21 protein-coding genes are annotated in these 21,058 nt (G+C 72.7%); 5 read left to right on the plus strand and 16 right to left on the minus strand.

Features of this window, described 5'->3' with window-relative positions; genetic code table 11:
* Positions 1 to 47 precede the first annotated feature (47 nt).
* The 15 genes from AB0H57_RS08465 to AB0H57_RS08535 all read right to left on the minus strand — a co-directional run bounded on the left by AB0H57_RS08465 (position 48) and on the right by AB0H57_RS08535 (position 15,093).
* The gene (locus AB0H57_RS08465; protein ID WP_357504042.1) at positions 48 to 1,202 is read right to left on the minus strand and encodes a thiolase; all 1,155 of its coding nucleotides are present in this window, start codon (positions 1,200 to 1,202) and stop codon (positions 48 to 50) included.
* On the minus strand, positions 1,202 to 1,600 hold the full coding sequence (locus tag AB0H57_RS08470) for a Zn-ribbon domain-containing OB-fold protein (protein WP_357504044.1): 399 nt from the start codon (positions 1,598 to 1,600) through the stop codon (positions 1,202 to 1,204). Before AB0H57_RS08470 ends, AB0H57_RS08465 begins: the two co-directional genes overlap by 1 nt.
* A gap of 127 nt (positions 1,601 to 1,727) precedes the next feature.
* A complete protein-coding gene (locus AB0H57_RS08475; RefSeq protein WP_357504046.1) occupies positions 1,728 to 3,275 on the minus strand; it encodes an AMP-binding protein in 1,548 nt (515 codons plus the stop codon).
* On the minus strand, positions 3,272 to 4,303 hold the full coding sequence (locus AB0H57_RS08480; RefSeq protein WP_357504048.1) for an acyl-CoA dehydrogenase: 1,032 nt from the start codon (positions 4,301 to 4,303) through the stop codon (positions 3,272 to 3,274). The genes AB0H57_RS08475 and AB0H57_RS08480 overlap by 4 nt, the downstream gene beginning before the upstream one ends.
* Positions 4,300 to 5,517 carry an acyl-CoA dehydrogenase family protein gene (locus tag AB0H57_RS08485; RefSeq protein ID WP_357504050.1) on the minus strand — a complete coding sequence of 406 codons (1,218 nt, stop codon included), beginning with the start codon at positions 5,515 to 5,517 and terminating at the stop codon, positions 4,300 to 4,302. The genes AB0H57_RS08480 and AB0H57_RS08485 overlap by 4 nt, the downstream gene beginning before the upstream one ends.
* A complete protein-coding gene (locus AB0H57_RS08490) occupies positions 5,514 to 6,473 on the minus strand; it encodes an LLM class flavin-dependent oxidoreductase (RefSeq protein ID WP_357504052.1) in 960 nt (319 codons plus the stop codon). Before AB0H57_RS08490 ends, AB0H57_RS08485 begins: the two co-directional genes overlap by 4 nt.
* Positions 6,470 to 7,258 carry an LLM class flavin-dependent oxidoreductase gene (locus AB0H57_RS08495; RefSeq protein WP_357504053.1) on the minus strand — a complete coding sequence of 263 codons (789 nt, stop codon included), beginning with the start codon at positions 7,256 to 7,258 and terminating at the stop codon, positions 6,470 to 6,472. The genes AB0H57_RS08490 and AB0H57_RS08495 overlap by 4 nt, the downstream gene beginning before the upstream one ends.
* 112 nt (positions 7,259 to 7,370) lie before the next feature.
* Positions 7,371 to 8,522: an ABC transporter substrate-binding protein gene (locus AB0H57_RS08500; protein WP_357504055.1), complete on the minus strand. Its 1,152-nt coding sequence runs from the start codon at positions 8,520 to 8,522 to the stop codon at positions 7,371 to 7,373.
* A 133-nt stretch (positions 8,523 to 8,655) separates the two neighbouring features.
* Positions 8,656 to 9,249, minus strand: coding sequence for a nuclear transport factor 2 family protein (locus AB0H57_RS08505; RefSeq protein WP_357504057.1), 594 nt, complete (start codon positions 9,247 to 9,249; stop codon positions 8,656 to 8,658).
* Between the two features lie 311 nt (positions 9,250 to 9,560).
* The gene (locus AB0H57_RS08510; RefSeq protein WP_357504059.1) at positions 9,561 to 10,436 is read right to left on the minus strand and encodes a MaoC/PaaZ C-terminal domain-containing protein; all 876 of its coding nucleotides are present in this window, start codon (positions 10,434 to 10,436) and stop codon (positions 9,561 to 9,563) included.
* 76 nt (positions 10,437 to 10,512) lie between these two features.
* Positions 10,513 to 10,659 (minus strand): hypothetical protein, encoded by a 147-nt coding sequence (locus AB0H57_RS08515; RefSeq protein WP_357504061.1) that lies wholly within the window; start codon positions 10,657 to 10,659, stop codon positions 10,513 to 10,515.
* On the minus strand, positions 10,656 to 11,738 hold the full coding sequence (locus tag AB0H57_RS08520) for an acyl-CoA dehydrogenase (RefSeq protein ID WP_357504063.1): 1,083 nt from the start codon (positions 11,736 to 11,738) through the stop codon (positions 10,656 to 10,658). The genes AB0H57_RS08515 and AB0H57_RS08520 overlap by 4 nt, the downstream gene beginning before the upstream one ends.
* Positions 11,739 to 11,804: 66 nt before the next feature.
* A complete protein-coding gene (locus AB0H57_RS08525; RefSeq protein ID WP_357504065.1) occupies positions 11,805 to 12,413 on the minus strand; it encodes a TetR/AcrR family transcriptional regulator in 609 nt (202 codons plus the stop codon).
* A gap of 101 nt (positions 12,414 to 12,514) precedes the next feature.
* Positions 12,515 to 13,708, minus strand: a complete 1,194-nt coding sequence (locus AB0H57_RS08530; protein ID WP_357504067.1) for an acetyl-CoA acetyltransferase — start codon at positions 13,706 to 13,708, stop codon at positions 12,515 to 12,517.
* Positions 13,708 to 15,093 carry a hypothetical protein gene (locus AB0H57_RS08535; protein WP_357504069.1) on the minus strand — a complete coding sequence of 462 codons (1,386 nt, stop codon included), beginning with the start codon at positions 15,091 to 15,093 and terminating at the stop codon, positions 13,708 to 13,710. Before AB0H57_RS08535 ends, AB0H57_RS08530 begins: the two co-directional genes overlap by 1 nt.
* A gap of 166 nt (positions 15,094 to 15,259) precedes the next feature.
* Here AB0H57_RS08535 and AB0H57_RS08540 point away from each other — a divergent pair, with 166 nt between their 5' ends.
* From AB0H57_RS08540 to AB0H57_RS08550, 3 genes are read left to right on the plus strand one after another with little or no spacing between them, the layout of a single operon-like run.
* A complete protein-coding gene (locus AB0H57_RS08540; protein ID WP_357504070.1) occupies positions 15,260 to 16,465 on the plus strand; it encodes an acyl-CoA dehydrogenase family protein in 1,206 nt (401 codons plus the stop codon).
* The gene (locus tag AB0H57_RS08545; protein ID WP_357504072.1) at positions 16,462 to 17,493 is read left to right on the plus strand and encodes a TIGR03617 family F420-dependent LLM class oxidoreductase; all 1,032 of its coding nucleotides are present in this window, start codon (positions 16,462 to 16,464) and stop codon (positions 17,491 to 17,493) included. Before AB0H57_RS08540 ends, AB0H57_RS08545 begins: the two co-directional genes overlap by 4 nt.
* Positions 17,494 to 17,514: 21 nt before the next feature.
* Positions 17,515 to 17,982: a nuclear transport factor 2 family protein gene (locus AB0H57_RS08550; RefSeq protein ID WP_357504074.1), complete on the plus strand. Its 468-nt coding sequence runs from the start codon at positions 17,515 to 17,517 to the stop codon at positions 17,980 to 17,982.
* A gap of 34 nt (positions 17,983 to 18,016) precedes the next feature.
* Here the strand turns inward: AB0H57_RS08550 and AB0H57_RS08555 are convergent, their stop codons facing one another.
* Positions 18,017 to 18,772 (minus strand): SDR family oxidoreductase, encoded by a 756-nt coding sequence (locus AB0H57_RS08555; RefSeq protein ID WP_357504076.1) that lies wholly within the window; start codon positions 18,770 to 18,772, stop codon positions 18,017 to 18,019.
* 147 nt (positions 18,773 to 18,919) lie between these two features.
* Between AB0H57_RS08555 and AB0H57_RS08560 the strand changes: the two genes are divergently transcribed.
* Both AB0H57_RS08560 and solA read left to right on the plus strand, forming a co-directional pair.
* Positions 18,920 to 19,501: a PaaI family thioesterase gene (locus AB0H57_RS08560; protein WP_357504078.1), complete on the plus strand. Its 582-nt coding sequence runs from the start codon at positions 18,920 to 18,922 to the stop codon at positions 19,499 to 19,501.
* A 363-nt stretch (positions 19,502 to 19,864) separates the two neighbouring features.
* On the plus strand, positions 19,865 to 21,007 hold the full coding sequence (solA, locus tag AB0H57_RS08565; RefSeq protein ID WP_357504080.1) for an N-methyl-L-tryptophan oxidase: 1,143 nt from the start codon (positions 19,865 to 19,867) through the stop codon (positions 21,005 to 21,007).
* Positions 21,008 to 21,058 lie beyond the last annotated feature (51 nt).

Raw genomic sequence — 21,058 nt, forward strand, 5'->3', positions numbered from 1 at the left:
CGGCGCATCACGATCCCGCACGCCCGGCGAACTCTGAACCTATGGAATTAGAGGGCGGACTCACTTCCCAGGACGAGGGTCCCGGAGGTCATGAACATGCCGCCGACCCCGGTGCAAACGCTGACGTCGACGCCGTCGACCTGCGCCGCTGCCGTGCCGCGCACCTGCCGGACCGACTCCTGGATGGCGAACATCCCGTACATCCCGGTGTGCGTGTAGGCCAGCCCGCCACCGTTGGTGTTCAGCGGCAGCCGGCCACCGGGGGCGGTGTTGCGGTCCGCGACGAACGCGGGCGCCTCGCCACGACCGACGAAACCCAGGTCCTCGAGGCCGTAGAGCGGGACGTGGGCGAAGGCGTCATAGATCATCAGGTGGTCGACGTCGGCGTGGCCGATCCCGGCCTGGCGCATGGCTGCCCGGCCACCGCGCTCGATGGCACGCGACGAGGTCAGGCTCCGCAGCCCCGACACGACCGAGGACTCGCTCGACTCGCCGGCGCCCAGGACGTACACCGCCGGCAACCGGGGGTGCAGCTCCCGCGCCCGCTGCGCCGACGTCAGCACCAGGGCGCCGCCGCCGTCGGTGACCAGGCAGCAGTGCAGCAGATGGACCGGGTCGGCGATGACCGGCGAGGCCAGCACATCGTCGACGGTGATGGGAGCCTGCAGCTTCGCCCTCGGGTTGCGCGCGGCCCACTCCCGCTGGACGACCGGGACCATCGCGAACTGCTCCTCGGTCATGCCGTACTCGGCCATGTAGCGGCGTACCCCGATGGGGAACAGCGACGGTGCGCCCACCGGCCCGTAGGGAACTTCGAGCTGACCCATCATCGACTGGGCGGCCGGCGCCCAGGGCTGCATCCCGACGCGGGACCGGCCGGACTCCCCGTGGGTCACCAGCACGGTCTGGCACAGGCCAGCGGAGATCGCCGCCATCGCGTGGCGCACGTGGAGCATGTACGAGCACCCGCCGACGTTGGTGGCGTCGAGATAGTCCGGGACGATGCCGAGGTAGTCGGCGACGTCGTTGGGCAGCTCACCAGCCGACGCCACCCCGTCGACGTCCGAGGGCTTGAGCCCCGCGTCGGCCAGCGCGTTGAGGGCGGCATCGACGTGCAGCTGGAGGGCCGACTTGTCCGGGATCCTGCCGAGGTCGGTGCTCTCGGCGGCCCCGACGATGGCGATCGCGCCACGCAGACCCATCACGCCACCTCCGCCGGCACGAACTGCACGACCCGGCGCGCCCCGCGCTGCTCGAAGGTCACCGCCACCGGCAGGTCGACCCGCACGCGTGCGGGGTCGTCGACGATCACGTTCGCCGTCATCCGCGGGCCCTCCTCGAGCCGCACCAGGGCCAGCACGTACGGCACCTCCCCGGCGAAGGCGGCCGGCCCTCGGTGGTTGACGACGAACGAGTCGACGACGCCGCGTCCGCTCGCGGGGGCGAGCTCCACCGAGCGCGATCCGCACGCGGGACAGCACATCCGCGGGTAGAGGAAGGCGTCCCCGCAGTCGAGGCAGCGCGGCACGGTCAACCGGCCCTGGTCGATGAGGTCGAACCACGCCTGGGTGTCCGGTGTCGGGTGGGCGATGGGTTTCACGAGGTTCCTCTCGATGGGTGGCGAGAACCGGCCGACGGGCGTGCGGTACCGCCGTGCCGGCAGGCGTCCGGGCCGCGGGGCGTCGGGCGTCCGGGCGGGCCGGCCGGCGCCGGCCGGCCGGTGGGGGTCAGCGTCGGGTGAGTGCGGGCAGCAGGTGCTTGCGCAGCTTCCCGTTCGCCGACCGGGGCAGCTCCGGCACGACCGTGACCAGGCGTGGCACCTTGTAGCGGGCCAGCCGGTCGGCGAGGTATGCCTGCAGGGTCGCCGTCGGGCCACGCACGTCGCAGGCCAGGCCCGAGTCGGCTCGGGCCTGGACGACCGCCGCGACGCGCTCCCCCCACTCCGGGTCGGGCACGCCGATCACGCCGACGTCCTCGACGTCGGGGTGGGTCAGGATCGCGGCCTCCACCTCGGCCGGGTAGACGTTCACCCCGCCCGAGACGATCATCTCCGCCGACCGGCCGAGGAGGTACAGGTAACCGTCCTCGTCGAGCCAGCCGAGGTCGCCGACCGTGACGAAGTCACCGAGCCGGCCGGCGAGGGTCTTCTCCTCGTCGCCGCGGTACTCGAAGGCGTGCGCCCCCATCCGCAGGTAGACCGCCCCGGACTCACCGGTCGGGACGTCCTCGCCGTTCGCGCCGACGATCTTGACCTGCGCCCCCGGCTGTGGGCGACCCACGCTGCCGGGCCGCTCCAGCCACTCACGCGCCGAGATGACGGTGCCGGCCGCCTCGGTGGCGCCGTAGTACTCCCACACCACCTCACCGAACCAGTCGATGACTGCCCGCTTGACGTCCTCGCTGCAGGGGCCCGCGCCGTGGATGAGGTTGCGCATGCTGCTGACGTCGTACTTCTCGCGGACCTCCCGGGGAAGGCGCAGCAATCGATGCAGCTGCGTCGGCACCAGGTGCGAGGTGGTGACCCGCTCGGCCTCGATCAGCCGCAGGGCCGTCTCGGCGTCGAAGCGCTCCATCAACACGATCATGTGACCGAAGTGCAGCGAGGTGACCGCCAGACCGCTCACGGCGGTGTGACTCAGCGGCGAGGTCACCAGATGGACACCCCCGCCGAGCGGCTCGACCTCGAACATCCCCAGCTGCCACTGCGCGCCCGCGGCGAAGACGTCGTCGGGGTTGCCCTCCGGGAGCTTGCGTAGGACCCCCTTGGGACGGCCGGTGGTCCCCGAGGTGTACCCGAGGTAGGACCCGGGACTGCGGTCCTGGAGCGGGCCGTCCGGGTGGTCGGCGCTCTCGGCCAGGAGGTTGCGCAGGCCGGGCGCCTCCCCCAACGCGAATCGACGCTCCGCCGGCAGTCCCACCTGGTCCGCCGCGGCGGTGAGCATCTCGGCGGACCTGACCGACGTGATGCCGACGACCGGGGCCGCGTCGCCCAGGACGTAGGCGACCTCGCTCGTGGTGAGGGCGGTGTTGATGGGGACGTAGTAGGCGCCGACCTGCTGGCAGGCGAGCACCACGGCCAGCGCGGCGCCCTCGTTCGCCACCACGCCGACGACCCGGTCGCCGCGTTGCAGTCCCTGCCCGCGCAGGAGCCGGGCGATCGCGTTCGCCCGGCCGAGCAGGGCCCCGCGACTGATCCGACGGCCGTCGGCCTCGACGACCGCGCACTCCTCGGGGCGGGCCGCGGCCAGCCTCCAGAAGCCGAGCTGCTCCGTCATCGTTCAGGCCCTCCGTCCGGGACTCGGGCCAGCAGGTCGGTGGCGAGGCTCCGGCGGTGCGCCGTGGTCGTCCCGTACGCCGCCGTGAGGCTCATCACCCGCTTGAGCCAGAAGTGCAGGTGGTACTCCCAGGTGAAACCGATCCCCCCGTGCAGCTGGAGCGCCTCGACGTTGGCGCGATCAGCGGCCTGACCAGCGTAAGCCTTGGCCGCGGCCGCGCGGTGCGCCGCATCGGGGTTGTCGATGGCGTCCAACGCGCTCAGCGCGGCGGCCTCGGCCATGTCGACGCCGACGGCGACGTCGGCGATCTTGTGCTTCACCGCCTGGAACGAGCCGACCGGTCGACCGAACTGCTGGCGCACGCTGACGTACTCGACGGTCAGGTCCAGCAGCCGTCGGGCGGCTCCCGCCAGCTGGCAGGCCGCTCCGGCAACGGCCAGCGTGCGCACCCGCGCCGCGAGCTCCGGCGCGACGCCCAGGACGGTGCCCGGGCCACGGGTTCGCACCCGGGCCACCGGACGGAGCGGGTCGACGGCCTCGAGGGACTCGACCTCGACCTCCTCGCTCCGGTGCAGGGTGACGGTGCCGTCCCCGGCGACGTCGAGGAGCACGTCCGCCTCGGCGGCGAAGGCCACGTACGGGTCCAGGTCGCTGATCCGCACGGCGACCAGCAGCGAGCCCTCGGCGAGCGAGGCGAGCCGCCGGGCCACGCCCGGGACGTCGGCGAAGGCGGTCAGGACGGTGGCCGCGAGCACCGAGGTTTCGAGATAGGGCTCGGGCAGCGCGTGGTACCCGGTCGCGTGCAGGACGCCCGGCAGGTGCCGGGGGGTCAGGTCCGCCCCACCGAACTCGCCGGGAACCAGCGCCGAGACGAGTCCGGTCTCGGCCAGACGGGCCCAGAGCGGCGCGTCGTGGGCGGCGCCGGCATCGAGGCGTCCGCGCAGGTGGTCGAGGCCGCAGTGGCGTTCCAGGAGCGCGGTGGTGACCTCGTCGAGCTGACGACGGTCCAGGTCCAACGTATCGGTCATGACGGTCGGGGCTCCAGGGGCAGTCCGAGCACACGCTCGCTGATGATGTTGCGCTGAATCTCCGAGGTGCCGCCGAAGATCATGGCGGCCCGGGCGTACCAGTACCGGTGGTGCCAGTCCCGCCAGGCGTCGGCGGTCACCGGGTCGACGCCGGCGACGGCCGACGGGTCGGCGACGATCGCACCGTCCTCGGCCATCAGGCGCAGCCCGGTCGCGAAGATGTCGTGCTGCATCTCCGTCCAGTACAGCTTGTTGATGCTGGCCGTCCGGTCGAGGTCGCCGCCGCTCTCGGCGAGCGCGGCGAGCCGGTAGACGTTGGCCCGGTAGACCTCGGTCTCCACCAGCACCCGGCCGAGTTCGTCGAGCGCCAGCGAGTCCTGCGCCAGCCCCCGGTGACGGACCAGGCCGGCCAGGGCCGCGATGTCGTTGGAGAACTTCGCGTGGTCGCCGAAGACCGCTCCGCGTTCGAACCCGAGGGTGGACATCGCCACCTTCCAGCCCTGGTCGAGGTCGCCGACGACGTTCTCGACCGGCACCCGCACGTCGGTGAAGAACACCTCGGCGAAGCCCTTCGTCCCGTCGACCATGGTCAGCGGACGCACCTCCACGCCGGGCGTGCGCAGGTCGATGCAGAGGAAGGTGATGCCGGCGTGCTTGCGCCGCTTGGCGGCCTCCGGGTCGGTCCGCACGAGCGCGAAGATCCAGTCTGCGGAGCCGCCCATGGAGGTCCAGATCTTCTGGCCGTTGACCAAGAAGTGGTCGCCGTCGCGGACCGCTCGGGTGCGCAGCGAGGCCAGGTCCGAGCCGGAGCCCGGCTCGGAGAAGCCCTGGCACCAGATGGTCCGGCAGGAGAGCAGGTCGGGGATCCAACGACGCCGCTGCTCCGCGGTTCCGTACTGCATCAGCACCGGCCCCAGCAGGTAGAGGCCGCCCATGTTGACCCGCTCCGGGGCCCTCGCCCGGTAGTACTCCTCCGCGAACGCGATGGTGTGCCGCAGGCCGGCGCCGCGCCCGCCGTACTCGACCGGCCAGTCGACGGCGGCGTAGCCGCCCTCGAACAGGGTGCGCTCCCACTGCCGGTGCTGGTCGAAGCCCACGCGGGTCGTCCACGGCCGCAGCGGCTCCGCGGGTACGTTCTCGGCGAGCCACTGCCGGACCTCGGCCCGGAACTCGTCGACCGCACCGGCCTGCTCGACCACCGTCTTCACCGTCATCGCGCCTCTCCCCCGTCAAGGCCGAGCGTTTGCGCCACCTCTGCCATCACCTCGTCGTAGTTGTCCGCCGTCATCCGCAGCGAGATGTTGATGCCGTCGACGCCGAGTTCGGCGTAGCGGCGGACGATCTCGGGCAGGTCGGACAGCTCGCCGACACCACGGAAACCGGCGATCACGTGCAGGTCGTCACGGCTGCGACCGGACGCCTCGACGTGCTCCTCGAGCGTCCGCAGCCCGTCGGCCAGCTCGGCGGGCGTCAGGTTCCAGGGGTACCAGCCGTCCGCCGCCGTGCCCGCTCGACGGATCGCCGCCGGGGAATGCCCACCGACGAGGACCCTGGGCGCCCGGCAGCCGACGGGCAGTGCGCGCCCCTCGTCGAGGCCGCCGCGCCAGGCACCGGTCACGGCATGCACCAGCTGTTCGCAGCGCCTCCCGCGAGTCCTGAAGTCGGACTCGCAGGCCGCGAACTCCTCGGCCGACCAGCCCACCCCGACGCCGAGGTCGAACCGGCCGCCGGTCAGCTCGGCGACGGTGAGCGCTTCGCGGGCGAGGATGCGCGGGTTGCGCAGCGGAAGAAGCAGCACCGAGCTTCCGAAGCGCAACCTCGTGGTGGCCGCGCACACCTCGACCGCGGTCTGGAAGAGATCCAGCAAGCCCTGGTCGGGCGCCGACTCCACCTGCGCCTTTCCCTCGACGACCTTGTTGTGCCGCTCCTTGACGTCCGGGTTGGCCGCCAGCGGCGCCTCGGGGTACGGGTAGACGGAGTCGTACCGCTCGAAGAAGAGGATGTGCTCCGGCATCCAGATGCCGTCGAAGCCGGCGTTCTCCGTCGCGCGGGCGAACTCCGCCATGAAGTCGAGGTCACGCTCGGGGCTGCCGTCGAAGAGGTCGACCAACCCGATCTCGACCCGCCCCCGCGCTCCGATGACGCCGCCACGGGTGCTGCTGTCGCTCATGCGGCCACCTCCCGCAACTCGGCGGGCTCGGGAACCCGATCGAACACGGCCACCAGCTCGTCGATGCCGGCGTCCGCCGCCACCGCACGGCTCGTCGGCATCAGGTGGGCATCGACGAACCAGGTGCGCCGGACCGTTCCGGGATCCGCCCCCAGCGCGTCGCGCAGCGCGGACAACGCCGCGTCGAGCGCCGCCGGGTCCAGCCGCCACGCCGTCCACGCCTCGATGCGGCCGCGGGTTTCGAGGACCCGACGCAGGGCCGGGGTGCCCGGGTTGCGCAGGTGCACCGTGAGCCTGCGGTCGCCCACCGGCTTCGGGTTGGCGATGGCGCCCGCGAAGCTGACGGTCGGTGAGCTGACCTCCGCTCGGCGCTGGGTCCACAGCGCCTCCATCGCGGTCAGCCGGTCCAGCGACCGTCCGACCGGGTCGGCCACGTCGGCGCCGGGTTCGAGCAGGTCGGCGCCGGGGTCATCGAGGTCGATGCCGAGTTCCAGCCGGCCGCCGGCGAACCAGTCGAGGGTGGCCAGTTGCTTGGCGCGCACGGCCGCGGCCCGCACGGCGAGCACGTCTCCGGCCAGGCCGAGTCGGATCCGTCGCGTGGCCCGAGCGACGCAGTACAGGCCCAGCGTCGCGTCGTGCGAGGAGGTCCGCGCGACCTCCCGGTCACCCAGGCCCCACCAGGAGGCGAAGCCCTCGTCCTCGGCGGCGACCGCCGCCGCCCGGATCGCCTCCCGCAACGAGCCGGCCTGTCTCGACTCGAAAGCGCAGGCTATGCCGATGTCCATCTGGTCTCCTTCGTCGGCCGACCGCGGGGCGGACATCCGCGATCTGGGGGTGCGTCGTGGTGGGGGTGGGTCCGGCCGGCGCGGTCGGACCCCACCGCCGCGTGATCTGCCGTCAGCCCTTCCAGCCGGCGATCTTCCCGTCCTTGGTCCACTGCAGGTAGGTCGCCTTCGACGTCATCCGCGCCTGACCGCCCGCATAGCTCACCGGGCCGTAGACGGTGTCGAGCTGCGTGATCCCGGCAAGCGCCTTGGACACCGCCTCCGGGGCGCCGTCACCGGCCGCCTTGAGGGCCTCGGCGACCAGCCACATCGCGGTGTAGCCCTGCGCGCCGTACATGTCGGGGAGCGCCCCGTACTCCTTCTGGTAGCGCTCGACGAACTTGCGGGCGGCCGGGTTGTCGGTCTGCTCGGCGTGGAACGGCGCGAAGAAGACGGTGTTCCGCAGCCCGCCGCCCGAGGTCTCGAACAGCTTGATGCTGTCGACGCCGTAGTTGGCCAGGATCGGCTTCTCGTAGCCGCGCTCCCGCAGCGCCCGTGCCACCAGCGCCGACGGTGTGCCCAGCATGGAGCTGACCACCACGTCCGGGTTCAGCGACTGGATCTCGGTGGCGGCCTGGGTGTAGTTGGTGTCGGCGGACTGGGTGTTGATCCGCTTCGCCACGGTGACGCCGTTGCGCTGCAGTGCCGCCTCCCAGATCTTGGCGTCCGCGACCATTCCGTCGTTGTCCGCGGTGACCAGGAGGACCGCGCTCTTGACGCCGGCGGCCGGAACGACGTCGTCGATGAACTGGTCGTACAGCCCGCCGGGCTCGGACGGGATGATCACCGGACGGAAGACGTACGGCGGCTCGGCGAGGCCCGGCAGGATTGCCGAGGTCACGATGCCCGGCACCTTGGACTGCTTGATCACCGGAGCCAGGGCGCCGGCCTCCGAGGAGAGGCCGCAGCACAGCACGGCGCTGGCGCCGTCGGCGACGTACTGCCGGTACTGCGCGATGGCCTGGGCCGGGTCGCTCTTGATGTCTCCGGACTTGAGCTCGATCTTGACGCCCTCGCCCAGGAACCCGGACTCGTTGATCTCCTTGACCGCGAGCTTCGCGCCGTCGACGATCGGCACGCCGGCGAAGGCGGCCGGGCCCGAGGCCAGCGCGGGGAAGCCGATCAGGTAGGTGGAATCGTCGCCAGAGCCCTCGGCGCTGCTGCAGGCTGCTGTCGTGAGTGCGGTGAGCAACGCGACGCCGGCGACGAGGATGCGACGCGGCATCCCCCCTCGACGATTGGTGAACATGGCTGTCCCTTCTTGACGCAGTGGGTGGTGTGGCATGTCGGACCGGCGTCTGGGGTGGGGTGTTGCGCCCGGGAATCGCGGTGGACGAGCCGCCGAACCGGGTCGCGCATCACTGTTCACCGGCACCACCGGCACGGAACGTGCGCAAAAGGTCGTACGAGATGTCGCGATCGCTGCGTGATCCCAGCCGGAGCGTCTCGCGTGGCTTGTCGAACACGTCCCAGTAGCTGGGGGTGGGCAGCTCGACCCGCGACGCGTCGAAGACGAGGGTCCGGGCGGCGATCCGCCACTCGCCGTGGAGCCGGGCGAAGGTGTCGAGGTACCGGCCGGCGACGGGGATGTCGAACTCGACCCCGTCCTTGACCAGCCGCTGCCACACCAGCACCAGCGATTCGACGAAGGCCCGGTCACCGTCCAGCTCGACGCGGATGTTGGTGACCGAGTGCCACATCAGCGGGATGGCCGGGGTCTCGGCGAACTGGATCTGACCCTGGCGGGTGCGGAACTCCTCGGCCGGGCCGACGAATCCGCCGTGGTCCTCGGTCGCCCCGGCGTGGTAGCAGCTGGCCGCCAGCTCGACGTCGCCGCGGTCCGATGCCCGGGCCAGCCGGTAGATCACCGCCGTGATCTCGTGCTCGGCGAGCAGGGTGCGCAGCATCGTGGTCTCCCGCGGCGACAACGCGGCTTCGTCGGTGCTGGTCACGGTTCCTCCGCTCGCTGGTCGGGGCTCGTTCACTGGGATCCGGCTGGCTCGGCTCAGGACGCGTCCGCGCCCGCGCTGCGTGTTCTTGACGACGGCAGCGGGGCCGTCGCGGCGGCCAGGCCAGCAGCGTGGGAGCGTCGAGACGTCACCTGCATGGGAACCTCACCTCGGATGTAAAGCAAGCGATTGATTAGTGAGTATGACGTGGGTCACCTGGCACGTCAACGGCAGTTCAGGTCTCTTCTTGGCATCCGCGGCGGCGTTCGCCGGGACGCTCCGCGGAGGGGCCCCGCGGCCCGCGCGCAGGGGCGCTACCGGCCGCCGCCGGGGGCGCCGGGCCGCAGGCCGACGACGCCGCGGTCGAGCACCGGCTCGCCGGCGGAGTTCGTGGTCCGGAAGAGCACTTCCGCGTCGTCCCCCGTCCGCCAGGCACGGATCACCAGGTCGTCGCCGGGAAAGACCGGACGGGTGAACCGGCCCCGCACGGACGCCAGCCGACCCGCGTCGCCGTCGGCGAGTTCGTTGACGAGGATCCGGGTCGTGTAGCCGTAGGTGCAGAGGCCGTGCAGGATCGGCCGGGCGAAGCCGCCACGCGCCGCGAACGCCGGGTCGGAGTGCAGCGGGTTGCGGTCACCGGTCAACCGGTAGAGCAGCGCCTGCTCGGGTCGGGTCGACACCGTCACCTCCAGGTCGGGCGCCCGGTCGGGCAGCTCCCACGACGGGCTGCTGCCGCGTTCGCCGCCGAAGCCACCGGCCCCGCCGAGGAACGCACCGGTACGGCACCGCGCCAGCAGAAGGTCGGTCTCGGCCTCGACCAGCGTGGTCTCGGTCCACACGATCGCGTCCCGGCCCTTGTCCCAGATGTCGGTGACCGTGGTGGTCGCCCGGGCGCGCCCCCGCACCGGGAGCGGGCCGGTCAGGAGCAGTTCCTGCTCCGCGTGCACCGCGCGGGTCGGGTCGTACTCACCGACCTCCGGGATGCCCTCCCCGAACCCGAGCACCACGGCGAAGCTCGGGACGACCTGCTGGGTCACCTGCTCGGAGTTCTCCGTGGTGAACGCGAGCTCGGCGAGCGGGTCCCGCTGGCCGGCGCCGACGGCGAGGGCGTAGAGCAGGCAGTCGCGCTCGGTCCAGTCGACGGTCCGGGGCCCGACCGTCGTCCCGACGCGTGAGGGATCCACAGGCATGACTGACCTCCTTGAACGTGCGGCACGGCCGCGAGTGGTGGGTTGTCCTGGATCGGCGCCGGCCCGGCGCCGTGGCTCAAACCGCGAGGCGGGTACGCGGACCGGCCTTCAGCAGCCGGGACGGCAGCTCGTGGCCGACGATCCGCTGGGCGAGCTCGGCGGCCTCGAGCAGGCGCTTCTGCAGCCCGTCGCGCAGCGCCACGCGCGCCGGGAGGTCACTCATGCGAGCCCCCTCGCGGTGGCGACGCGGCGCCGGTGCGAGACCGGCGTGCCGTAGAGGGCACGGCAGGCCATCACCCGCCGGAAGTGGTGGGTCAGCTCGTGTTCCCAGGTGAACCCGATGCCGCCGTGCACCTGGATCGCCTCGCGAAGGACGTGCGTCGAGCCGTCGCCCACCACGGACTTCGCCGCGGCGGCGGCCTCCGGCCAACCGGGGAGCCGGGCGTCGGCCAGTCGCAGCGCCTCCCGCAGGGCGCTGCGGGAGAGTTCCAGCTCGACGTACATGTCGACGAGCTTGTGCTTGACGACCTGGAAGCTCCCGATCGGGCGGCCGAATTGCCGGCGGGTGTCGGCGTACGCCCGGGCCAGTTCGAAGGCGCGCTCCGCGGCGCCGACCGCGTCGGCGGCGACCAGCAGGGCGCCGAGGCTCCAGGCCTCCGCGACGGCGTCGTCGACCTGGGGACCGCGCGCGAGCACCCGCGCGGGGACGCCGGCCAGCTCGATCGTCGCCAGGCCCCGCCCCGGATCCACGGCCTGCTGTGGCCGCACCGCCATCCCTGCGCTCGCGCGCTCCACCACGACCAGCGCCGTCCCGTCGCCGGTGCGGACCGGCAGGAGGAAGTCGGTGGCGTGGGTGCCGCTGTCGACGAAGGTGCGGCGCCCCCGGACTGCCTCGTCGTCGTACCGCACCGTGGTCTGCAGGCTCTCCCCGCGCCGGTCCTCGGTGAGGGCGGGCACGACGACGCGTCCCTGCGCGATCGCGGAGCGCAGGCCGCCGTCGTCGTCGGGGTCGACGGCGGCCAGCAGGTGGACGGCCACCCCGGCGGTGGCCGCCAGCGGCCCGGACCAGCCCTGACGGCCGGCTTCGCGCAGCGCGCTGCCGAGTTCCATCAGGCCGGCGCCCTGCCCGCTCAGGTGCTCCGGCACCAGCAGGCCGGCGACGCCGACCTCGTGGGCCAGGCCGGGCCACAGCTCGGGCAGGTCGGCGCCCTGGGCGCGGTTGCGCTCCACCGACGCCTGCTGCCGCAGATACCGGGCGATCACCGGATCGAACTCGGCGCTCAGGACGAACCGATCAGACACCCTGCCTCCTCGAATAGAGCAAGTGCTTGCTAAGCAGAGGGCGGCGGGCGACCGGTCCGAGGATCCTCAGCGGCTGCTGCGGATGCCGTCGAGCAGGATCGAGCTCTGCACCTCGATGACGTCGTCCACGCTTACCTTGCCGCGCGGGTCGAACCAACGGATCACGGCCTGGATGGCACCCATGAGCGTCCGGTACACCATGCGGACGTCCAGATCGGAGCGGAAGACGCCGGCCGCCACCCCGCGCTCGATGGTGTCCAGCCAGATCTTCTCGACCTCGCGCTGGCGCCGGGCGACGCTCTCGATCGGACGGACACTGTGCCAGTCGTTCTGCAGGATCGTGACCTCCGCCCGGTACTGCACCAGGCCGTGCAGCGCCAGCGAGATCAGCTGGTGCAGCGCCGCGACCGGGTCCGCCAGCTCCTCGGCGGCGCGCTGGTAACCCGTCACCGTGAGGTCGAGGTAGGCCGCGAGGACCTCCTCGACCATCGCCTCTTTGGAGTCGAAGTAGTAGTAGAGGCTGCCGGAGAGCATGTCGGCTTCGTCCGCGATGTCGCGGACGGTGGCGTTGGCGAATCCCTTCTCCGCGAAGACTTTCGCCGCGGCGCGGACGATCAGCTCCTTGCGGGCCACCCCCGTCGGCGAACCGGTCGAACGCCGCCGCCTGGTGCTCACTTGCTTCCCACTTCCTGACATGGTCCGACATGATTCCACATCTCAAGCGCTTGCTGGAGTGACCGTGAGCCGGCGTGGCCGCCGCCCCGACCCGCCCGTACTCATGCCGCCGGCCGGCGCGACGAGACGATCGTGACGGCGGACACCAGGTCGCCGGGGCTGCCGCCCTGGTTCTGCACCAGTCCGAAGCCGGGAGTGGGCACCTGGCGGTCACCGGCCTCCCCGCGGAACTGCAGCCACATCTCGAACAGCATCCGCAGGCCGCTGGCACCGATCGGGTGGCCGAAGCTCTTCAGTCCGCCGTCGACGTTGACCGGCAGCGCCCCGCCACGGTCGTACCGCCCCTCGAGCACGTCGCGCCAGGCCGTTCCGGGAGCGGAGAAGCCGAGCTCCTCCATCAGCACCAGCTCGGTCGGGGTGAAGCAGTCGTGCACCTCGGCCAGGGATATCTCCTTGGCCGGGTCGGTGATGCCGGCCTGCGCGTACGCCGCGCGCGCCGAGGCGCGCGACTCCGCCAGGTCGGAGTAGTCGTAGTCGCTGTCGTTACGGCCGGCGCCGGCGCCCGCGTCCAGCGCCAGCGCGTGTACGTACAACGGACGGTCGGTGTACCTCAGGGCGTCCTCGGCGCGCACGATCACCGCGGCCGCGCCGCCGTCGGCGACCCCCGAGCAGTCGAAGACGCTGAGGTTGCCGGCCAGCGCGGGGGCCGCGGCGATCGTCTCCTTGGGCAGGGCCTTGCGGAACTGCGCGCGGGGGTTCATCGCGCCGTTGGCGTGGTTCTTCCAGGCGATGTGGGTCATCGCCTCCTTGATCTGCGCCGTACTCACGCCGTACCGGCGCGCGTAGGCCGGCACGATCATCGAGTACATGGCCGGCGCGCTGAGCACCGGCGGCGTACCGTCGTTGGGCACGCTCGGCATCTCCAGGCCGGAGTAGCCGGCGTCCTTGAGCTTCTCCCCGCCCACGGCCATCACCACGTCGTAGGCCCCGGAGGAGACGGCGTAGCAGGCGTTGCGGAAGGCCTCCGAGCCGGTGGCGCACATGTTCTCCACCCGGGTGACCGGCTTGTGGGCCAGGCCGAGCGGTCGCGTCAGGGTCAGCCCGGAGACGCCGGAGATCATCGATCCGAGCCAGAACGCGTCGACCTGCTCCAGCTCCAGACCGGGCACGCTGTCGACGGCGCCGTGGGTCGCCTCGACCAGAAGGTCGTCCACCGAGCGGTCCCAGTGTTCGCCGAAGGTCGTACAGGCCATGCCGACGATGGCGACCGGGTTCCTCAGCGCGTGCACGCCCATCAGTGGTCCTCCTCCCGGTGCGGTCGCACCTTCCAGATGTAGTTGCGTACGCCGTTGGCCGCGACGCTGGCGACCCGGAACGTGGGCACCACCCGGTCGCCGATGCTCGGCGTGAATCCGACCGCGTCGGCCATCTCGAACTCGAAGCGGCCGCCGCCTTCGAAGTCCACCGCGACGACCTTGGCCGGTAGCTGCACCGACTCCGAGAGCCAGTCGTCGGTGAAGGTGGCCACCCGCGCCGGGACGTCGACCATCGGCTCGGGATCGAACGCGTCCCGGGCCCGGCAGCGCAGGCAGACCCGACGCGGCGGGAGGTTGCGGTACCCGCACTCGCGGCACCTGCCCGCGACGAAGCCGAACTTCCATCCCGCGGTGCGCCGGGACGCCGGCGGCACGGGCGGCTTGACGTCCGGACGGCGGGCGGGCTCCCGCGGCAGCAGGCCCCGCCAGGTCAGGAAGTCGGCGTAGGGCACCTCCGCGGTCGCGCCGGCGAGGGCGTCCAGGCCGCTTTCCCCGGGCCGGTGCCGCTCGGTCATGCGGAACAGGAAGGCGTCGGCGCCGTCGGCGACGCCGACGGCCAGGACGAGGTCACCGGGACGCGCCTGCTCGAAGGCCGCGACCAGCCCCAGGCCGAGGTCCGCGGCGCCGGCGTACCCCAGCTCGCCCACCGCGCCCCGATCGGTCACCTCGGCGGGGAACGCGCGGACCACCGTGGCGCGGGCGCGCGCGTGCGGGGTGCTGACGACGACGCGGGCCAGTTCCTCGCGCTTGACGTCGCAGCGGCGCAGGACGTCGTCGACCGCGCGCCGCGCGAGCGGGACGTACTCCTCGACGCCGAACCGCTCCTCCCAGGTCCGGGTGCGTACCGCACCGGGCTCACGCCACCGGTCCAGGAACTCGCGCGTCACCGACGCCGTGCCGACCAGCTCGGCGACCGGTTCGGGACCGATGACGAACGCGGCCGCCGCGTCGGCGCCCTCGGCCTCGTCGGCCGAGCCGGGCAGGGCGTACCGCAGGTCCGCGGCGACCACCAGCGCGTTGCCCTCGGCGAGCCCGGCGCGCAGGGCGCCGGCGCCGCCGCGCAGCGCGGCCCCGACGTCGTACGCCGGGCTCTGCTCGTCCAGTCCGGCCGCCACGGCGACCGTGACGGCGTTCGACTTCTCCTGGTACGCCGGTCGCGAGGTGGCGAACCACAGGGATCCGGAGACCTGACGCCGCCGCAGGGCGCGTCGGGCGGCCGCGACGGCGAGCGTGGTGCTGTCCTCGTCGTACGAGGCGACGGGCCGGGAACCACGGCCGCGACCGGCGCCCAACGTGGCGGCGATCGCGGCGCGCGGCAGGCGGCCGACCGGGATGTAGACGGCGTAGGACTCGATGCCGACCACGCGACTCCCTCCGTTGTCCCCGCGGCAGCCGCGAGCTGTTTAAATCAAGCACTTGCTTTGCTACTGTAGGACGGCCCAGCCAGCGCTGCAACTGCCCGCGAGCCGCCGACAGGGCACGCACCGACAAGACCGCCGCGCTCCGGCAGTGGCACGCCTGAGGAGGGTCATGGCCGAGCAGGGAGCTACTCCCGACATCGCACAGTTCCGCGCCGAGGTCGTCGACGTGCTGAGCGCGTTCGCGCGCCGCCGCAGCGGCCACGGCGCGCAGTGGGGAGTCGGCGAGGACCGGGTCTCGGTCGTCGCCGAGCGCGCCGAGGGCGAGGCGGAGGAGTTGGCGGCACTGCGCCGCTACCGGGCCCACCTCGTCGCGCACGGCCTGGGCTGGGTCGACGGACCCCCCGAGTTCGGCGGGCGTGGACTGCCGACCGGGTACGCCGCGGCGCTGCGGGAGATCGAGTCGGAGTTCGACCTCCCCGACGACGCCTACGTCCGGTTCAGCGTCTCCACCCTCACCCCCACGCTGCTCGCCCACGGCACCCCCGAACACCAGCGGACGTGGCTCACCCGGCTACGGTCGGCCGAGGTGGTCGCCTGCCAGCTCTACTCCGAGCCGGGCGCCGGCTCCGACCTGGCCGGCCTGTCCACCCGGGCGGTGCGCGACGGCGACGGTTGGCGCATCACCGGGCAGAAGGTCTGGAGCTCCGGGGCGCACTACAGCGACGTCGGGCTGTGCATCGCCCGCACCTCCCCCGACAAGCCCAAGCACGCGGGCCTGACCACCTTCCTGATCGACCTCGACGCGCCCGGCGTCGAGATCCGGCCCATCCGCCAGCTCACCGGCGGCGCCTCCTTCGACGAGGTGTTCCTGACCGACGTCTTCGTCCCCGATGAGCGGCGGATCGGCGGTGTCGACGAGGGCTGGTCGGTCGTGGTGACCTCGCTGCTCAACGAGCGGTCCGCGATCGGCACCGAGGTCGGCGTGGACGAGGCCCTGGTGGATCGGCTGACCGACCTCGCCCGCCACGTCGGCGACCCGAGCGACGAGCGGACCCGGGACGCCGTCGCGCAGGTCGTCGTACGCGCCTGGGCGGCGCGGCTGACGACGGCGCGGTTCCTGCAGGGCGGCGGCCCGCCGGGCCCGGAGCTGGCGCTGAGCAAGCTGCTCGCCACCGACCTGCTGCGCACGATGAGCGACGTGGCCGCCGACCTGCTCGGCGCCGCGCACGTCGCCGACCCCGGCGAGTGGGGCACCTACGCCTGGTCCGAGCTGACCCTGGGCCTTCCCGGCCTGCGGGTCGGCGGCGGCACCGACGAGATCCTCAAGAACACCGTCGGCGAACGGGTTCTCCACCTACCGAAGGACGCGCGATGAAGATCGACATGGGGCTGATCGGGTCCTCGGCCGCCGCCTGCGCACCGGTGGCCGCCGAGGCGGAGGCCCAGGGCTTCGACGGGGTGTGGGCCAGCGAGAGCGTCACCGACGCCTTCCTGCAGGCCCAGGCGGCGCTGCTGTCGACCCGTGAGGTGAGCGTCGGGACCGCGATCGCGGTCGCCTTCGCCCGCAACCCGATGTCCACCGCGTACCTCGCCTGGGATCTGGCCGCCATGTCGCGGGGCCGGTTCATCCTCGGGCTCGGCAGCCAGGTGCAGCCGCACATCGAGCGGCGGTTCTCGATGCCGTGGAGCGCCCCGGTGGCCCGCATGCGCGACTTCCTGCAGGCGCTCGACGCGATCCTGGCCGCCTGGCGGAACGGTTCCCGGCTCGACTACCAGGGACCGCACTACCAGCACACGCTGATGACGCCCGTCTTCACGCCGCACCACCACGAGTACCGCATCCCGAAGATGATCGCCGCGGTCGGGGCGAGGATGACCGAGCTCGGTGGCGAACTGTGCGACGGTCTGCTCCTGCACGGCATGACCACCGTCGCCTACCTCGACGGGGTGACCCTGCCCGCCCTGCACCAGGGGCTGGCGACCGCCGGCCGGTCCCGCTCGGACGTGGAGCTGTACGCGCCGCTGTTCATGGTCATGGGCGACACCGAGGAGGAGGTCGCCGAGAGCACCCGCAAGACCCGCGAGCAGATCGCGTTCTACGCCTCCACTCCCGCCTACCGGGCGGTGCTCGACAGCGTCGGGTACGGCGAGCTCCAGGGCGAACTGCAGAAGATGTCGCGCGAGGGGCGCTGGACCGAGATGGGCGACCTGGTCGACGACACGCTGCTCGCGCACATCGCCCTCGTCGGCAGGCCGGAGGAAATGCCCCGGCTGTGCCGCGAGCGGTACGCCGGGCGCCTCGACCGCGTCTCGTCGTACTTCGGCTGGCCGAGCGGCGACCCCGACCGGGTCCGGGAGATCCTCGCCGGCTTCGCCGAGCGGCCCGCGTCACCCCAGCCCTGAGCAACGCCCCGAGGAGGACCCTTGACCGACGCCGTACTCGCCGAGCTTCGCGACCGCGCGCGGATCGCCGACACGCTGCACGCCTACAGCCGCGGGGTGGACCGCGTCGACATCGACCTGCTGCTGGACCTGTTCACCGAGGATGCCACCTTCGACTACGGGCACGGCAACGTCACCCGCGGCCGCGCCGCGCTCGCCGGGCTGTTCCGGGCGGCCACCGGCCGCTACACCGCGACCAACCACCACTGCTCCACCATCAGCTACCTCGAACTCGGCGAGGGTCGCGCACAGACCATCACCTACGTGTACGCGTTCCACCAGAACACCGACTCGGACCTCCAGCTGCACGTGTGGGGCAACTACGAGGACTGTCTCGTGGACGAGGGAGACCGCTGGCGCATCCGCGCGCGACGCGTCCGGGTCGCCGGTGTGAAGACCGTCGCCGCCGAGCAGGTCCCGGACCGGTTCGAGCGGTACGCCCGCGGCTGAGCCGGCGTGACGACGCGCTCCCTGCGGTGTGCGATCAGGCGTGGCGCTGCAACCCGCCGTCGACCGCGACGGTCTGGCCGGTGAGGTAGGCGGCCCGCGCCGAGCAGAGGAAGGTGACCAGGGCCGCCGCCTCGGCCGGCGCACCGAACCGCCCTGCCGGGACGTGGGCGGCGGCGTACCGCGCGCGGGAGTCCGGCGTGGGGAAGTGACGGCGCACCTGCTCGCTGTCGATGCGGCCCGGTGCCACGCAGTTGACGGTCACTCCGGCCGCCGCCACCTCCCGCGAGAACGCCTTGGACCACAGCCGGCAGGCGGCGATCGCGGCCTGCGCGGCGGAGACGACCGTGGGTTCGAGCAGGCCGACGAGGTTCACCACGCGCCCACGGCGGCTGGCCTCGAGGTCGGGCCGCAGCTCCTGGGCGAGGCGCCGCTTGACGTGGAAGTTCAACTCGAAGGACCGCTGCCAGCCCGCCTCGTCGAGCGCGCCGCCGGGCGGGTCGGCCTGACCGGCGTTGTTCACCAGGACCCCGACACCGCCCAGCTCGGAGCGGGCGGCGTTGGCGATGCGGCGCGCCGCCCCGGGTTCGGCGAGGTCGCCGGCCAGCACGACCGGGCGCAGCCCGCCCGCCGCCACGATGCGCTCGGCGGTCTCCTCCAGCGGGCCGGTACGCCGCGCCACCAGCAGCAGCCGGGCGCCCTGGCGGGCGAGGTCCTCGGCTACGGCCCGTCCGATCCCCGCACCCGCGCCCGTGACGACCGCGCCGACGCCGGTCAGACCTGGATCGATCATCGCTGCCTCGTCTCCCGGCCGGCACGGGCGGCCCGGATGACCGCCTGCGGCGCTGGTCCGTCTCGATCGCTGGACCCTAGGTCGCCGGCGCCGGCCGCGTCAAGCAAACGCTTGATAGTCTGTCGGCAGAGACTTCGAGGAGACATCGTGACCGTGCCCGCCGAGGCATCACTGGCCCACCACGACGCCGTGGTCAGCCAACTCCGGGACTTCCTGGACGCGCTCGCGAGCGCGGCGCCGGACGAGCGGTCCAGCGAGCGCCTGCGCCACGACCTCACCCGCTGGACCGAGACCCTGCGGCAGGACGCGGTGGCGGAGAGCCGTCGCCGCTACGGCCGGTCCCCCGCGCTCGCTGCGGCGGGTCAGGCGACCACACCGTGGTACGTGGTCGACGAGGCGACGCCCCCGCAGCGGATCGCTGGCCGGACGTCCTTCAGCAACTTCTTCCTCGGCGGCCGCGGCGCCGCCCACGGGGGCACGATCCCGCTGCTCTTCGACGAGCTGTTCGGTTGGCTGGCCAACTCCGCGGGCATGCCACCGTCGCGCACGGCGTACCTCACGACGAACTACCGTTCGATCGTCCGCGTCGGCCGACCGCTGACCTTCACCGCGTGGACCGACCGGGTCGAGGGCCGCAAGCGGTTCCTGCGCGCCGAACTCCGGGACGGGGACACGGTGTGCGCCGAGGGCGAGGCGCTCTTCGTCACGCTGCGCACGGGACAGCCCTGAGCGCCAGCCGGCGCGAGGTTCGCCGCGGCCACCCACCCCCGGCTGCCGGTCGCCCAGGTGGAACCCGACCGTCCCGGCCGGCACCGAAGCGGTACGAGGGCTGCCGCTGCGGCCACAGAGTGGTATAGGCAGAACAGGCCCGCTTAGAACACGCCCGGGCCCAGCCGGCCCACCCGCTCGGGCCTTCACCACTTCGTCGACCGGCTCGGGCCCGGACGGCCAGGCCGCCGTCGAACGGATCCACCGGGACCCGGCGAACGGCGATCTCCTTCCGCGCCGGCCCGCAAGAACGGCCCGGCCGCGCGGTGCTCGCCTACCTCGGGGGACACTCGACACAGTGACCCAGGCTGGAGGTGCCCGGACATGACCGTCCATGACGTCATCGTGGTCGGGCTCGGCGGGATGGGGAGCAGCGCCGCCTACCATCTCGCGGCCCGCGGCCAGCGGGTGCTCGGTCTGGAGAGGTTCGGGCCGGCCCATGACCGGGGGTCCAGCCACGGCGGCTCGCGCATCACCCGGCAGGCCTACTTCGAGGATCCGGCCTACGTGCCGTTGCTGCTGCGGGCGTACGAGCTGTGGGAGCGGCTGGAACGCGACGCCGGGCGGGAGATCATCTCGCTCACCGGCGGGGTGTTCGTGGGCCGGCCGGAGAGTGCGGCGGTGGCCGGCAGCCTGCGCGCCGCCCGGGAATGGGACCTGCCCCACGAGATCCTCGACGCGGGCGAGCTGCGCCGCCGCTTCCCGACGTTCACGCCGGCGGACGACGAGGTCGCGCTCTACGAGGCCAGAGCCGGTTTCGTACGCCCCGAGGCGACCGTCGCCGCGCACCTCGACCTCGCCGCCCGGCACGGCGCCGACCTGCACTACGGCGAGCCGGTACGCAATTGGCAGGTGCTGCCCGACGGTGGCGTCCAGGTCACCACCGGGCAGGCCTCCTACCGGGCGGCCCGCCTCGTCGTCTGTCCCGGGGCCTGGGCACCGGACCTGCTCGCCGACCTCGGTGTGCCGTTCACCGTCGAGCGGCAGGTGATGTTCTGGTTCCAGCCCGGGACCGGAGTGGGCCCCTTCGCGCCGCAGCGGCATCCGATCTACATCCACGAGGACGCCGCCGGCACCCAGGTCTACGGCTTCCCGGCCATCGACGGTCCGGTGGGCGGCGCCAAGGTGGCCTTCTTCCGCCACGGCCAGGTCTGCACGCCGGCGACCATCGACCGGCGGGTGCACCCGGAGGAGGTCCGGGACATGGCCGAGCGCCTGGGGACGATTCTGCCCACGCTCGCGGGCCGGTTCGTCCGGGCCGCCACGTGCATGTACACCAACACCCCGGACCAGCACTTCGTCATCGCGACGCACCCGGAGCACCCGCAGGTCACCGTCGCCTGCGGTTTCTCCGGCCACGGCTTCAAGTTCGTCCCGGTCGTCGGCGAGATCCTCGCCGACCTGGCGACGGGCGGCTCGACCGGGCACCCTGTCGGCCTCTTCGACCCGCGCCGCGACTTCTCCTGACCGGGGTACGGCTCGCGGGAGCCGTCGCTTCCTGCCCGCAGCCCCCGCGGC

Origin of the sequence: Micromonospora sp. NPDC050686 (assembly GCF_040654475.1) — a bacterium.
GTDB lineage: Bacteria > Actinomycetota > Actinomycetes > Mycobacteriales > Micromonosporaceae > Micromonospora.

Excerpts from the sequence above, each read along its gene's own strand:
- AB0H57_RS08495 (WP_357504053.1), bottom strand. The coding sequence starts at position 7,258 with ATGGACATCGGCATAGCCTGCGCTTTCGAGTCGAGACAGGCCGGCTCG.
- AB0H57_RS08480 (WP_357504048.1), bottom strand. The coding sequence starts at position 4,303 with ATGACCGATACGTTGGACCTGGACCGTCGTCAGCTCGACGAGGTCACC.
- AB0H57_RS08540 (WP_357504070.1), top strand. The coding sequence starts at position 15,260 with ATGGCCGAGCAGGGAGCTACTCCCGACATCGCACAGTTCCGCGCCGAG.
- AB0H57_RS08490 (WP_357504052.1), bottom strand. The coding sequence starts at position 6,473 with ATGAGCGACAGCAGCACCCGTGGCGGCGTCATCGGAGCGCGGGGGCGG.
- AB0H57_RS08500 (WP_357504055.1), bottom strand. The coding sequence starts at position 8,522 with ATGCCGCGTCGCATCCTCGTCGCCGGCGTCGCGTTGCTCACCGCACTC.
- AB0H57_RS08515 (WP_357504061.1), bottom strand. The coding sequence starts at position 10,659 with ATGAGTGACCTCCCGGCGCGCGTGGCGCTGCGCGACGGGCTGCAGAAG.
- AB0H57_RS08485 (WP_357504050.1), bottom strand. The coding sequence starts at position 5,517 with ATGACGGTGAAGACGGTGGTCGAGCAGGCCGGTGCGGTCGACGAGTTC.
- AB0H57_RS08475 (WP_357504046.1), bottom strand. The coding sequence starts at position 3,275 with ATGACGGAGCAGCTCGGCTTCTGGAGGCTGGCCGCGGCCCGCCCCGAG.
- solA (WP_357504080.1), top strand. The coding sequence starts at position 19,865 with ATGACCGTCCATGACGTCATCGTGGTCGGGCTCGGCGGGATGGGGAGC.
- AB0H57_RS08465 (WP_357504042.1), bottom strand. The coding sequence starts at position 1,202 with ATGGGTCTGCGTGGCGCGATCGCCATCGTCGGGGCCGCCGAGAGCACC.
- AB0H57_RS08545 (WP_357504072.1), top strand. The coding sequence starts at position 16,462 with ATGAAGATCGACATGGGGCTGATCGGGTCCTCGGCCGCCGCCTGCGCA.
- AB0H57_RS08510 (WP_357504059.1), bottom strand. The coding sequence starts at position 10,436 with ATGCCTGTGGATCCCTCACGCGTCGGGACGACGGTCGGGCCCCGGACC.
- AB0H57_RS08555 (WP_357504076.1), bottom strand. The coding sequence starts at position 18,772 with ATGATCGATCCAGGTCTGACCGGCGTCGGCGCGGTCGTCACGGGCGCG.
- AB0H57_RS08530 (WP_357504067.1), bottom strand. The coding sequence starts at position 13,708 with ATGGGCGTGCACGCGCTGAGGAACCCGGTCGCCATCGTCGGCATGGCC.